This window comes from Synechocystis sp. CACIAM 05 (assembly GCF_010222815.1).
GTDB lineage: Bacteria > Cyanobacteriota > Cyanobacteriia > Cyanobacteriales > Microcystaceae > Synechocystis.
Genome location: NZ_CP019225.1, coordinates 2,946,580 through 2,958,257, shown reverse-complemented (window position 1 = coordinate 2,958,257; position 11,678 = coordinate 2,946,580). Strand labels below are relative to the sequence as shown.

The window sequence follows — 11,678 nt, the reverse complement described above, 5'->3', positions numbered from 1 at the left end:
CATTAATCGTCAAGTTAGTGATCTTTTAGGTGAAAGTAAAACTCTAAATAATATTGGTATGGTTTATTCACATTTAGGTGAAAAGAAAAAAGCTCTTGAATATTATGAAGAAGCATTGTTCATTAATCGTCAAGTTAGTGATCTTTTAGGTGAGGGTAAAACTTTGAATAATATTGCTAGAATTTATTCAGAGCTAGGACAAAAAGAAAAAGCTCTTAAATATTATCAAGAAATATTGGTTATTAACCGTCAGACTGATGATCTCGCAGGAGAAGGTACAACACTAAATAATATTGGAGTTATCTATTTTGATTTAGGAGAAATAAAAAAAGCTTTTCAAGCTTATGAGAAAGCATTGCTCATAAGTAGGCAAACAAGTAATTTTTCAGGAGAAAATTTAAGCCTTAATAATATTGCCGGAATTTATTCAGAATTAGGCGACAAAAAAGCAGCTCTTGCCTATTATCAAAACGCATTAAATATGGCTAAAAAGGCAGAAGATTTATCAACTCAAACAATAATTTTTAATAACATTGGCATTATCTATTCTGATTTAGACATTAAGGAGAAATCTATTGAATATTACAAGCAAGCATTACTTATAAATACAAAAATTAATGACCAGGCAGGAAGAAGTTTAAATCTCAACAATATCGGTCTTATTTACTACAATTTAGGACACATTAACAGGGGCCTTCGATGTCTTCAAAAAGCCTTAACTTTAAGCATAAAAGTAAATGATCGATTAACTGAAGCTTTAGTAATGAGCAATATTGGTTACATAAAATTGGGTCAGGCAAATTATAACTTTTCGAGTGAATATCTTTTAAAATCAATTATTTTATATGAATCAGTTAATTGTGCTGAGTTGTCCGATGATCTTAAAATTTCATATTTTCAAAAATATTTGTATAATTATTTTCACTTACAACAAAGTTTATTAGCAGAAAAAAAAATTGATAATGCTATTGAAATTTCCGAGCGAAGTAGGGCTAGAGCTTTAGTCGAATTACTTAATAAAAGATTTGGTGGTAATGATAAATTTATTTCTACAGAACAGCCAAGTATTGCTGAGCTAAAAGCCATTGCTAAAAATGAAAATAGTAGTTTGATTACTTACGCAACTTTTAAAAATAATAATGTCCACAAAATCTACACATACGTTATTACGCCTAGCGGCAAAACAGAATTTAGGGAGGTAGATTTAGCCGTTGCTAATCTTGATTTGTCGGAAATCGTTCAATCAGCCCGCAACATAGTAACCCAACGTCCTGGCGATCAGAAAGAGACAAACCGCAGTGCAACAGGCATGGAAACTAATCAGTTTACTGTGGGGGAATACGTCAAACTAAAAGGAGAATTTCCCACCGATGAACCCTGGCAAATAACCGCTATTGATCAAGAAAAAGGAATCGTTACCTTGGATCAAACATTGCGGGAAGCCCCCCTGGAAAATGTCAGCCTCGAACGCATTGCCAGTAAGACCAATACACCCCTGCAACAACTCCATCAAATTCTCATTGAACCCATTGCCGACCTATTGCCCCGCAATCCCACGGAAAAAGTAATTTTTATGCCCCAGGGCGCATTATTCGGTGTGCCATTTCCCGCTCTTCAGGATAAAGAAGGTACTTATTTGCTGGAAAAACATACCATCCTCACCTCCCCGTCCATTCAAGTTTTGGCCCAAACCGCCCAACAAAATCAACGCATTGCCCAACAGAATAAAGCAGACCATCAGCCATTGATAGTGGGCAATCCCTACCCCTATCCCCAAGGATTAGCCTCCCTAGAAAATGCCCGCCAAGAGGCGATCGACATTGCCAACCTACTGGGAACCCAACCCCTACTGGGTCAAAAAGCCACCAAAGCTCAAGTTCTCGCCCAAATGCCCAAAGCCGACATATTGCACTTTGCCACCCATGCCAGCTTCAACGATCAAAACGGCATCCAGAGTGCCATTTACCTCACTGCTGAACCAGGAGCACCGGACGATGGCCTATTCCAAACCCCTGGACGCATCACCGCCGAAGAAATCTTCAATCAATTTGAGAATAATCCCCTCAATGCCAGCATTGCAGTGCTTAGTGCCTGCGACACCGGCCAAGGAGAAATTACTGGGGATGGGGTGATTGGTCTGTCCCGTTCCCTCATTGCCGCCGGAGCACCCAGCGTCTTGGTTAGCCTATGGAGCGTTAACGATGCTTCCACCAAAACGTTGATGACCGAGTTTTATCGCCAGTGGCAAACAGAAAGAGTGGATAAAGCCACCGCCCTCCGTAACGCCATGCTCAAATTAAAAGAGCAATATCCCGAACCCTACTATTGGGGAGCCTTTACCCTCATCGGCGAGGCAGATTAAACAATGATAAAGTTTTCAGTTTTTACTCCCCTAGATTTTGTTGTCAGAACCTCAGAAGAGTATTGGCAAAAGGTGATTCTTAAACATCCTGATATTTTGGGTTTAGAAAATGAAGTTAAAGCCACCCTAAGCCAACCGGATCAAATTCGCCGTAGTAGCCGAGACCCTAATATTCTTTTATTTTATTTAATACTTAAAGAAAAACGATGGGTTGCGGTAGTTACTCGAAAACTCAACGGAGATGGATTCTTAATTACAGCTTATCAAACCGATGCAATTAAAGAAGGAGAAGTCCTATGGCAGAAATAAAAGTTTATTATGAGCCTGAAATGGAACTATTAACCATTTTTTGGCAATCCCCCCGCATTAATCAAATTGCCACAGAATTGGGCGATGGTATTATTCTTATCAAAGATGCCACTACCAATGAGCCAATTGGAATGGAAATTCTTTCCTACCAACCCAGTGATGACCGCTTCAATTCCGTTAATGTTGAGGTCGGAGCTTTTGTTAATCGACTTCATTAAATAAGCAGATTAAGAGCGTGTTTGAAAAGCCCCCCTGCCCCCCCAAGTTTGGGGGGAAACTAAGTCAAAGTCCCCCAGTATTGGGGGATTTAGGGGGCAGAATCAGACTTCATAAACAGGTTCTAAGCCTATATATTATGAACTAATAAAAGGAGTAAAATCAATGAAAATTAGAGTTATTATTGAATGGGATTCAGAAAGTCAGTCTTACTCAGCAACTTGTCCTGAACTCAATTACATTTCATCCTTTGGAGACACAAAAGAAGTGGCAATTATCAATTTACGAGATGCAATTCAACTTATGTTAGAACCTATTCCAGATGAATTTTTACTTTCTAACTCCAGTCAAGAAATTGTGGAACTTGCTTTATAATTAAAATGCCAAAATCTCCTCGCTTGACCGCCAAAGATATAATTAAATTCCTCTAAGCAAAAAGGTTTTGTAGAAGTATTCCAAACTGGTTCCCATCTTAAATTATTTAATTCTGTTACCCGTCGTATGGCGATCGTCCCTATTCATAGTGGAAAAATTATTCCTATTGGCACACTTAAGTCTATTGAGAAACAAGCTGACGTAAGATTCCAAGATTTTTAATACTCAAACTCAATTGACATCCTCCAACCCGGCTAAAGCCGGGGGATTCCTACGAAGCAAACAGAGTTAACTGAATAGCTTTTCGGCGGGTTGACGCTTCACCGGATGCCGCTACCAAAGTAGTCTTACGCCCTCCTCCACGTCCGTTTAAAGTCTCCGAAAGCCCTCCGGCGACTAGTATATTAGTTGCGGCATTTACATCTCTGTCATGGTTTGCTCCACAAAAGAGGCAAGTCCATTCCCGAATATTTAATGCTTTTTTGCCGCCAATTTCACCACAGCAGGAGCAACGTTGAGAAGTCGGTTCCCAACGGGAAATCGTCCGAAATTCCCTGCCATACATCTCTGCCTTGGCTTCTAGCATTGTCCGAAAACTACGCCAACCAAGGTCAGAAATAGCACGGGAGAGACGACGGTTTTTCATCATCCCGGCGGTGTTTAAGTCCTCCAAAATCACCGTTTGGTTCTCACGGATCAGCTTGGTGGACAATTTGTGTAAAAAGTCAGTGCGGGTATCTTTTACCTTGGCATGAAGTTTAGCTACCCTTAAACGAGCTTTTTCCCGTCGCATACTACCCTTTTGTTTACGGGCAAGATTGCGCTGACATTTTCTGAGTCGCTTTAACTTTGCCTTTAAAGGTTTGGGAGATTTGACTTTTTCCCCGGTGCTTAATGTAGCAAAGTCGATGATGCCAAGATCAATCCCTACGGACTGTCCGTTGTCGGGTAATTGTTCTGGGTTGACTTCAACGACAAAGCTTAAAAAGTACCGGTTGGCCGCATCTTTGATTACCGTTACAGAACTAGGTTTTGATGGTAGGGGCCGACTCCAGACCACATCAAGGAAACCTATTTTTGCTAGGTAAACCTTGCTGTTATCCTTCACAACGAAGGCGTTGTTGGTAAAAGTAGCCGACTGTTTAGAGCGACGACTTTTAAACCTTGGAGGATTAACTTTTAAACCCTTTCGTTTGCCTTTGATGGAGTCAAAAAAGTTCTTGTAAGCTGTACTTAGATTCCTCAGGGATTGCTGTAAAGGCACAGCAGAAACTGCCCCAAGCCACTCCCTTTCCTCCGTCTGCTTGCATTGAGTCAATCGACTAGCAAGTTCAGTATAAGTAGGTAGTTTTTCCGACTCTTTACAAAAAGCTAAAGCATCATTCCAGACTACTCGCACACAACCAAACAACTGAGCTAAACTCCGTTGCTGTTGGTCTGTAGGGTAGAACCTGTACCGATACCGTAACTTCATTGCTTAAAGTAGAATAGGCATGTCACTCCATACTAATTGGTCTGTAGCAAGATGGCAACCAACTTACGCAGAGAGCGTAACAGTATTTCCAGTCTGAATATTCACTTGGTCTGTGTAACCAAGTATCGTAGGCAAGTTTTAACCCAAGAAGGGCTTGCTGTAATTGAAAAATCTTTCAATGATGTTGCCAAGAAGATGGATTTCAGGGTGATTGAGTTTAGTGGAGAGTCAGACCACATTCGTGCTTTGATTGAGTTTCCACCTAAGTTGTCTGTATCCCAGATGGTAAATGCACTTAAAGGTGTTTCTAGCCGTCGTTATGGACAGGCTAATTTACCCAAGCCATACGGCAAAGAGGCTCTCTGGAGTCCGTCTTATTTTGTATCTAGTGTTGGCGGGGCTCCCATTGAAACCCTTAGAATGTACATACGGAACCAATTAAAGCCCTCCTGAAGGAGGGGGTTTTAAACCCATTCTTCTGATAAAGGCTAAAAGTTATTGGATGTTTATAGGAGGGGCTTCTGCGTGAGGCTTTATGATAGGTAAAAGCTTTTTTAGGATTGAAGCCATGGCCACGCTATCGGTTGATATTGGCACCTTAATTACCCGTACACCGGGGTTACATGGTGGTGTTCCCCATATTACGGGCAAAGGGGTCACAGTCAGACGAATTGTGTTTTGGTCTAAGGAACGGGGTCTAACGCCCGAAGAAATTGCCGATGAGGTTGGACATATTTCCCTTGCGGAAGTCCATGCGGCCTTGACCTATTACTATGCGAACCAAGCTGAAATTGATCAGGACATTGAGCAACAAGCTCTAGAAGCGGTGGCGCTGGAACGTAGATATAGTAAGACTCAGTGATTTTTGCAAGGGCAAGGAATATTAATTTGATCCTTTGATCCTTCAAAAACTAACCTATGAGTAAAATTCGTTTGTATTTAGACGAAGATGCCATGTCCAACAGCCTATTAAGGGCTTTACGTTCAAAGGACATTGACGTTATTAGTGTTCGGGAAGCAGGAACAGAGGGTTTTCCAGATTCTAAGCAATTGGATTGGGCTACATCTCAGGAAAGGGTAATCTATAGCCACAATATCGGTGATTTTTGCCGACTACATTCCCAGTATTTGGAGACAGGACGCAACCATGGTGGTATTGCCTTGATTTCGCAGGATACAGTCATTGGCGATCAAGTACGAGCTGTTGTGGCGTTCATTAGTCAAAGAACATTGGAAAATATGAAGAGTGAATTTATTTTTTTGGGACAGTTTTTATCAACTTCTTAAACTCGATTATGAAACAGTGCTACCTGGTTTCAATCTTCAAGTAGCACCTTTTAAGGAAAATTAGGGACGACAAATGGCTTCTCCATTGCCAGAATAGCTAGGATTATTAATCGTATTTGCCGATCACATCTTGAATTGTGGTTTGAGCATCAGGATTTGTCCACCAACCTTCTTCTTGCATATCGGCTAAATAGCCCCAATCCATTGTCCTGTCATCATAATATTCCTCAACGTAAACATCAGCATCTAAATCCATTGAATTTGAATCAACGAATGAAATAGGAGTTTTTCGATACTCATCATCATCATCATAAAAACCGTCATCATCCCTGAGCAAATCTTTAAGGTTAGTCATGGTAAATCTCCTTTACAAAAATGAAATGTCATTAAACCTAAGCCGGATTCAATTGAGGTTGATTGCCATGGAATAGACTCTTAACCTTATTCCAACTCCAGTTGAATAAACTAAACAAGCAATCCTTAGCAACACCGACAACTTTTTTAACAGCTTGGCTCGCTATCTGAGCACCCTGTTTAACGGTTGTCCAGGCAGTAGCTGCAACTTGCTCCACCACTTGCCATAGCTTAGTGAGGGTGAGATGCAGGGCATTAACCAATTGTTTGATTCCCCCCACAACCCAGTGGAGTAACTTAGCTAATGTGGGATAGCGTCGGGCAATATGATGGATGAATTTTTCCACATGGTGCAATGCTAATTTACACAGGGAAACCAAGCCATAGGCTAATAGTAATTCCCGAATACCAGGAATGCAAGCTAAAATTAGCCCGACAATAAAACTAACTCCTAACTGATCTGCATCTTCTGCTTTGACCAAGGGCATTAGATAATCCCGCACGAACTTTTCTCGACTTTGGGCATCCTTAATTAGGGTTTGGCGGTGACTGATTAGATAACGAACAATCGCAATAATCCGAGGAGTATAGGTTTTTATGACCGCATAACTTAATGCAACCCCAAGGCTTGTGGCTAAACTTTCCAGGGCAAAATGAATAGAATCAGTTAATCCATCATAGTTATGGCTGAGGGCTAGGTCCACTGATCCTTGGCTGTTGGATGTCAACTGCTCAGAAATGGAGTGGGGAAAAATTTGGTCATCTCCCGTATATGAATTTTCGATGGCTAAAGCTCGGTTTTTAGCAGTAGTAAAAACCTGTTCCACTTCCATATCAGACATATCCAAACTACCCCGCACTTGGTTAGGATTACCGAGGGTTGTTTCCAAGAGAATGTTATTGGCATCTCCCACTAGATGGGGATGATTAGCTTTACTGTAAATATGGCTTACTTCCATACCAATGAAATCGCCATGGTTTTTAGACAAGAAATCTAAAATTTCTATGGAGCTATCTTTCAAATGATCCGGTACTTTGTCAAATAATTCCTGGGCACTCAAGCCAGGGTGATTACCTGCTCTGCTACGGATATAATCAATTACCTCCTGGGGCTGATTTTGCAGATTTTTTAAATGTAATTCGTGGCCATTTAAGCCAACATTGACGGTGTTCATCCCTGATTCTAGAGGGGAAACGGTAGATACTTGGATAAAATTGAGAATGTTCTCAGAATTGTTCTTCAAGTGATCAGGGATATGCTGTTCAAAATATTTTTGGGGCGCAACATTAGCTTTGGCTGCCAAAATTGCTATTAAAGCCCTAACTGCATTGGAATGACTGGCAAGACCACGATAAATCATGACTTATTTCCCCATTATTTGTAAAATTTTTGCGTATTCATTATCAATTTCTTGAGTGGAAAAGGTTCCTGTTTGACAGTGATACTCGGTAATTTTAGGCATTGATAAAACCTTAAACCACTTAATTATCTTGCGTTGGTAACCTACTTTGTTGCCATCAAATTTCCAGCCAATTTTGAGTTTAGTCCCGATGGCTAAATTCCGCAGAGTAGCTCCCTTTTGTTCAAAGGCAAAATAGGTATCTCCTGCCTGGGAACGGATTATGTATTGGCAACGATAAACGTCATTGTGGGTTTTACCTTGGGAATTGCTACTGCTGGCGATGGTAATGTGATCATAATTGAGGGGCATAACTTTTAGAGTGGTAATCTTTGTTTTTGCTTGATCAGTTATCGGGCAATTTCAGCAATGTTATGCAAAGCTATGGAAAATTTTATTTAGGACAGGAATGGGCGTAACTGGATATAAAGTTCGTCGGGATGGCCAGCGGGGAAAAAACATAACGTGGCCGGGCAGAGCCAACCCCTTTTGCCTGTATCCGCAACATACCAATAACCACCAAATTCTGGTTCTTGACGTTGGAGATGGAGGTGAAAACCGGGAAATCCTTCCTGGCTGAAAATGAGTTGAAACTGTGCTCCCTGCTCCACTTTCAGGTTTAAGTGTTGTTGGGCAAGTTCCGTTAAGATGGTATCCGCCCCAGAAACAAAAGGTTCTGCGCTTAATCCAACTTCGGGAGCATCAAATACCCAGGTGTGGCCAAGCCAATAGGGTTGAATGGCAAATAAGCTATTTTTCATGGGGTAATGGTGAAGACATTTGTTGGCGATCGCCTAGAAAATCAGAAAAAATACTAGGTTATTTGGCGAATATTCCCTGCTTGGGCTCATTAATCTCCAGGGCAGGGAAGGTAACTTGCTTATTGGCAAATATTAACGACAACTGCGGTTAACCATGTTGCCGATTTGCATGGTGGTGCAATTCACCCTGGTGCCATCGTCAAAGCGATAATTGTCATAGGTGGTATTGCCAACCTGTTGGCGGTTATAGTTCATTCGGTTACCACGGTTATCTCGGACGCTGCCATAACCATAGTTGTCGTATTGGTTGTAATTGACGTTACTGCGATAGCCATTCCGCCCCGTGTAGGTACCGTAAGTCTGGCGGGAATTACTGTTGCCGTAGCTGTAACCATTGTAGGACTGGGCATTGACAGCACTGCCGGCGGAGAGAAGTAGCACTGCTGCTAAAAGGATGGTTTTCATACAATTTCCTCAAAAAAAGGTTTGGGGCAACGGCGATCGCCTCGGGTCCAGGATTTGATCCACCGTCAAGTAGTTATCGGGGGCGGGGCTAAAAAGTTATGCAAAATCAGTAAAATATTTTTCCTCTCCCATTGAATGAGCCCTAGATAAGCGAAATATTAATGTCCAAAGCTTTGATAGGGTAAGGATTTCAGCCCAGTAAATTAATTTTGTTGAGGTACATTCGATAACTTTTCCCCATAGGCCGATAACTCTACAGTTCTGCCAAAGACGAGGAATATCACAATGAGTGCAATTTAGCCTGTTATTCAAGTTTTATCGCAATTAACCGTCTATCAAACGCCACCTATTTTTAGCCCTAGTCAAGGAATTTTTTCTTCACAAATTCATTTCCCTACCCTTAACGAGGACTGAACTTGACTGAAAAAAGTGGACAAATCCAAAGAGTCGAAAATCAAGGAGAATGTCCAAATGAGTCAAAAACGAAGACGAACATTTACACGTGAACAGAAATCGGAGGCAGTAAAAATTGTCGAAGATTCAGGAAAGCCCATAAGCCAAATAGCAAGGGAAATAGGTTTGACAAAAAGCGCCCTAAGAAGATGGGTAAAACGAGAAAAAATTGACACTCAAGGAGGAGGTCAAGGACAATTAACATCTTCTATTTTGGGAGGGATTCTGCTGGCCCCTGAGCTGATCAAGACAATTTATTGATATTGAACTGGTTGATCGGTTTGTCGCTAATCAAAACAGTTAAGGGTTGACCCATAGTAGAGTTTTTGGCGATCGCCATGACCAATGACCCCACAAAAAACTAAGTTTTAGCGGGGTGGACTTTGCTTTCCATTAGTAACCAGCAAAGATGTTGGCGCTCATCAACTTAGTGAATTCTGGCGACTGTATGGAATCAAATCGATAGTTTCGCGAATTGATTTATATTCATCCGTTCCTTCAAAGCTAATCGGTTCATTATTTGTGAGAGCTTTTAGCCCGTAGAAGAGATTCATGATGCTACACATCATCATTGCCCCCCCGCGCAAAGTAAATAAGGATCTACCAATCCGACGAAAAATTGCTTGCAGGCTAAAGGCTGATCTCCACAAATCTCGGTGGGCTTTTAAAAGCTCTGCAGGGGTCATTTTATTGGGCACGAATGTGACATTATAGCCATTGTAAAATTCCCACCCCAAATCAGAACGCAACCGATCCGTATCCATCATCTTTGAGTATGAACGTGTACCTTTGAAGGGAGTAAGAATGCTCAAAAATGGCACATCAACACCAATTTCCTCCAGTTGGTTGGCCATATCCCGGATGCTTTCTGGGGTATCTCCATCCAAACCGGAAATAAAACCAGCCATCACGCCAATGCCACGGTCATGCAATTTTTTGATTTTGCTTTGATATTCTGCGACTTTGTTTTGGCGTTTTCCCGCATCCTCCAAGGATTCCTGGCCAAATGACTCAATCCCGAAAAAAATTCCGATGCAACCAGAGTCTCGCATTAAATCTAACAGCTCGTCATCTTTAGTGATGTCCATACTTGCTTGGGTCAACCACCACTTTCGCAGGGGTATCATCTGGCGCAGAAGTTCTTTGATATAGGGTCTATTTGCCGTCAAATTATCATCCCAAAACCAGACAGTTTTTCGTTGCCACCACCATTTGAATTTGTTGTATCGGATGTCGTTCAGCACCGCCTCGACAGGGCGAGTACGAAAGCCGGGATTGAGAACGGGTACAGTGCAGAATGAGCAGGTAAATGGACATCCTCTAGTGGCTTGAACAACCCGTCGAATGAAGTACTGCGGAGGTAACAGGTCGTACCGGGGAGTGGGGATATTTCTGAGGGGAATTGCTTCACCAATATATCGCTGCTGAAGAGTGTTTTGTTCGATATCTTGGAAAATTTGCTCCCAGACCGACTCCCCTTCACCGATGACAATACTATCCACAAATCTCAGAGCTTCCTCTGGGGCAAAAGTTACATGAGGACCACCCGCGATTGTTATCTTGCCCCGTTTTCGATATTCCGTTGCTAAGCGATATGCTTCCGGGGCAAAACCACTGAAGAAGGAGAGGACAATTACATCCGCTTCGCTGTCTAGATTTACGGTTTCAACCTGTTGGTGAATAACTCGAACAGTATGTTTTGCTGGGGTCAGGGCAGCAAGATGGATACCAGTCAGCGGCGGGACAAAATGAACCTCATGTCCCTTTCGATATCGCTGAATGTAGACAATAATGATATCGATTTTCATGGCTCGTTTCACAAACTCGTTTGGCTTGTGCTCCATGGTAGATGGTATTTCAAGGTTTGTATCCTAACTCTGTTCTTTGTCTACTACATTTAATTTGTTATGTGGCATTAACTCGACCGTTCTTGCAATGTCGTCAAGAATATTAACTTTTCCCTGCCGGATTAACCTGTAACTAATCTTAACAAAACTGTAACTCTATCCGGGTAAGTCTGTTGTTAGGCACTCCTAGTTTTCTAGCTAATGAGATTATGGCGATCGCCGGAGTAATTCTCGGAGCTAGTAAAAAAAGCAAGTATTTGAAAAAAATTGTTAGAGTGTGTTTGAAAAGTAGGGTGAAGAATGGAAAATGGTGAAAAGAATAAAATTTTCACCATAATTAATGATAATTCGAGAATTTTACAGCACGGACATCAC

General features: G+C 41.6%; 15 protein-coding genes and 2 pseudogenes. 10 read left to right on the top strand and 7 right to left on the bottom strand.

Features of this window, described 5'->3' with window-relative positions:
• Window position 1 precedes the first annotated feature (1 nt).
• From BWK47_RS17425 to BWK47_RS17420, 6 genes and pseudogenes are all read left to right on the top strand, one after another.
• Window positions 2-595 (top strand): annotated as a pseudogene (locus BWK47_RS17425) (tetratricopeptide repeat protein); the annotation flags it as partial.
• A gap of 513 nt (window positions 596-1,108) precedes the next feature.
• A complete protein-coding gene (locus BWK47_RS17185) occupies window positions 1,109-2,362 on the top strand; it encodes a CHAT domain-containing protein (RefSeq protein ID WP_237269656.1) in 1,254 nt (417 codons plus the stop codon).
• Window positions 2,363-2,365: 3 nt separating this feature from the next.
• Window positions 2,366-2,671, top strand: a complete 306-nt coding sequence (locus BWK47_RS13975) for a hypothetical protein (protein ID WP_162329110.1) — start codon at window positions 2,366-2,368, stop codon at window positions 2,669-2,671.
• The gene (locus tag BWK47_RS13970) at window positions 2,659-2,889 is read left to right on the top strand and encodes a hypothetical protein (protein ID WP_162329109.1); all 231 of its coding nucleotides are present in this window, start codon (window positions 2,659-2,661) and stop codon (window positions 2,887-2,889) included. Before BWK47_RS13975 ends, BWK47_RS13970 begins: the two co-directional genes overlap by 13 nt.
• 163 nt (window positions 2,890-3,052) lie before the next feature.
• Window positions 3,053-3,262 (top strand): type II toxin-antitoxin system HicB family antitoxin, encoded by a 210-nt coding sequence (locus BWK47_RS13965; RefSeq protein WP_162329108.1) that lies wholly within the window; start codon window positions 3,053-3,055, stop codon window positions 3,260-3,262.
• A gap of 114 nt (window positions 3,263-3,376) precedes the next feature.
• Window positions 3,377-3,484 (top strand): annotated as a pseudogene (locus BWK47_RS17420) (type II toxin-antitoxin system HicA family toxin); the annotation flags it as partial.
• A 49-nt stretch (window positions 3,485-3,533) separates the two neighbouring features.
• On the opposite strand, the gene BWK47_RS13955 reads toward BWK47_RS17420, so the two are convergent.
• Window positions 3,534-4,736 carry an RNA-guided endonuclease InsQ/TnpB family protein gene (locus tag BWK47_RS13955; RefSeq protein WP_162329107.1) on the bottom strand — a complete coding sequence of 401 codons (1,203 nt, stop codon included), beginning with the start codon at window positions 4,734-4,736 and terminating at the stop codon, window positions 3,534-3,536.
• A gap of 51 nt (window positions 4,737-4,787) precedes the next feature.
• Here BWK47_RS13955 and tnpA point away from each other — a divergent pair, with 51 nt between their 5' ends.
• The 3 genes from tnpA (at window position 4,788) to BWK47_RS13940 (ending at window position 6,023) form a co-directional block, all read left to right on the top strand.
• On the top strand, window positions 4,788-5,189 hold the full coding sequence (gene tnpA / locus BWK47_RS13950) for an IS200/IS605 family transposase (protein ID WP_162329106.1): 402 nt from the start codon (window positions 4,788-4,790) through the stop codon (window positions 5,187-5,189).
• Between the two features lie 115 nt (window positions 5,190-5,304).
• Window positions 5,305-5,598 (top strand): DUF433 domain-containing protein, encoded by a 294-nt coding sequence (locus BWK47_RS13945; protein WP_162329105.1) that lies wholly within the window; start codon window positions 5,305-5,307, stop codon window positions 5,596-5,598.
• A gap of 56 nt (window positions 5,599-5,654) precedes the next feature.
• Window positions 5,655-6,023, top strand: a complete 369-nt coding sequence (locus BWK47_RS13940; protein WP_162329104.1) for a DUF5615 family PIN-like protein — start codon at window positions 5,655-5,657, stop codon at window positions 6,021-6,023.
• A 106-nt stretch (window positions 6,024-6,129) separates the two neighbouring features.
• Here the strand turns inward: BWK47_RS13940 and BWK47_RS13935 are convergent, their stop codons facing one another.
• From BWK47_RS13935 to BWK47_RS13915, 5 genes are all read right to left on the bottom strand, one after another.
• Entirely contained in the window at window positions 6,130-6,378 is a 249-nt protein-coding gene (locus BWK47_RS13935; protein WP_162329103.1) for a hypothetical protein, read from the bottom strand.
• A 37-nt stretch (window positions 6,379-6,415) separates the two neighbouring features.
• Complete coding sequence (locus tag BWK47_RS13930) at window positions 6,416-7,738, bottom strand: hypothetical protein (protein WP_162329102.1); 1,323 nt, start codon at window positions 7,736-7,738, stop codon at window positions 6,416-6,418.
• 3 nt (window positions 7,739-7,741) lie between these two features.
• Window positions 7,742-8,089 (bottom strand): hypothetical protein, encoded by a 348-nt coding sequence (locus BWK47_RS13925; protein ID WP_162329101.1) that lies wholly within the window; start codon window positions 8,087-8,089, stop codon window positions 7,742-7,744.
• A gap of 86 nt (window positions 8,090-8,175) precedes the next feature.
• Window positions 8,176-8,538, bottom strand: coding sequence for a DUF6717 family protein (locus BWK47_RS13920; RefSeq protein ID WP_162329100.1), 363 nt, complete (start codon window positions 8,536-8,538; stop codon window positions 8,176-8,178).
• 132 nt (window positions 8,539-8,670) lie between these two features.
• Window positions 8,671-9,003: a hypothetical protein gene (locus BWK47_RS13915; RefSeq protein ID WP_162329099.1), complete on the bottom strand. Its 333-nt coding sequence runs from the start codon at window positions 9,001-9,003 to the stop codon at window positions 8,671-8,673.
• A 429-nt stretch (window positions 9,004-9,432) separates the two neighbouring features.
• Between BWK47_RS13915 and BWK47_RS13910 the strand changes: the two genes are divergently transcribed.
• Window positions 9,433-9,717 (top strand): transposase, encoded by a 285-nt coding sequence (locus BWK47_RS13910; protein WP_204250417.1) that lies wholly within the window; start codon window positions 9,433-9,435, stop codon window positions 9,715-9,717.
• Between the two features lie 161 nt (window positions 9,718-9,878).
• Here the strand turns inward: BWK47_RS13910 and BWK47_RS13905 are convergent, their stop codons facing one another.
• A complete protein-coding gene (locus BWK47_RS13905; protein WP_443081622.1) occupies window positions 9,879-11,264 on the bottom strand; it encodes a B12-binding domain-containing radical SAM protein in 1,386 nt (461 codons plus the stop codon).
• Window positions 11,265-11,678 lie beyond the last annotated feature (414 nt).

What these genes read in the sequence shown, in the direction of transcription:
- BWK47_RS13930 (WP_162329102.1), bottom strand. Translation starts at nt 7,738, where the DNA reads ATGATTTATCGTGGTCTTGCCAGTCATTCCAATGCAGTTAGGGCTTTA.
- BWK47_RS13965 (WP_162329108.1), top strand. Translation starts at nt 3,053, where the DNA reads ATGAAAATTAGAGTTATTATTGAATGGGATTCAGAAAGTCAGTCTTAC.
- BWK47_RS13920 (WP_162329100.1), bottom strand. Translation starts at nt 8,538, where the DNA reads ATGAAAAATAGCTTATTTGCCATTCAACCCTATTGGCTTGGCCACACC.
- tnpA (WP_162329106.1), top strand. Translation starts at nt 4,788, where the DNA reads ATGGCAACCAACTTACGCAGAGAGCGTAACAGTATTTCCAGTCTGAAT.
- BWK47_RS13970 (WP_162329109.1), top strand. Translation starts at nt 2,659, where the DNA reads ATGGCAGAAATAAAAGTTTATTATGAGCCTGAAATGGAACTATTAACC.
- BWK47_RS13905 (WP_443081622.1), bottom strand. Translation starts at nt 11,264, where the DNA reads ATGAAAATCGATATCATTATTGTCTACATTCAGCGATATCGAAAGGGA.
- BWK47_RS13945 (WP_162329105.1), top strand. Translation starts at nt 5,305, where the DNA reads ATGGCCACGCTATCGGTTGATATTGGCACCTTAATTACCCGTACACCG.
- BWK47_RS13955 (WP_162329107.1), bottom strand. Translation starts at nt 4,736, where the DNA reads ATGAAGTTACGGTATCGGTACAGGTTCTACCCTACAGACCAACAGCAA.
- BWK47_RS13975 (WP_162329110.1), top strand. Translation starts at nt 2,366, where the DNA reads ATGATAAAGTTTTCAGTTTTTACTCCCCTAGATTTTGTTGTCAGAACC.
- BWK47_RS13915 (WP_162329099.1), bottom strand. Translation starts at nt 9,003, where the DNA reads ATGAAAACCATCCTTTTAGCAGCAGTGCTACTTCTCTCCGCCGGCAGT.
- BWK47_RS13935 (WP_162329103.1), bottom strand. Translation starts at nt 6,378, where the DNA reads ATGACTAACCTTAAAGATTTGCTCAGGGATGATGACGGTTTTTATGAT.
- BWK47_RS13940 (WP_162329104.1), top strand. Translation starts at nt 5,655, where the DNA reads ATGAGTAAAATTCGTTTGTATTTAGACGAAGATGCCATGTCCAACAGC.
- BWK47_RS13925 (WP_162329101.1), bottom strand. Translation starts at nt 8,089, where the DNA reads ATGCCCCTCAATTATGATCACATTACCATCGCCAGCAGTAGCAATTCC.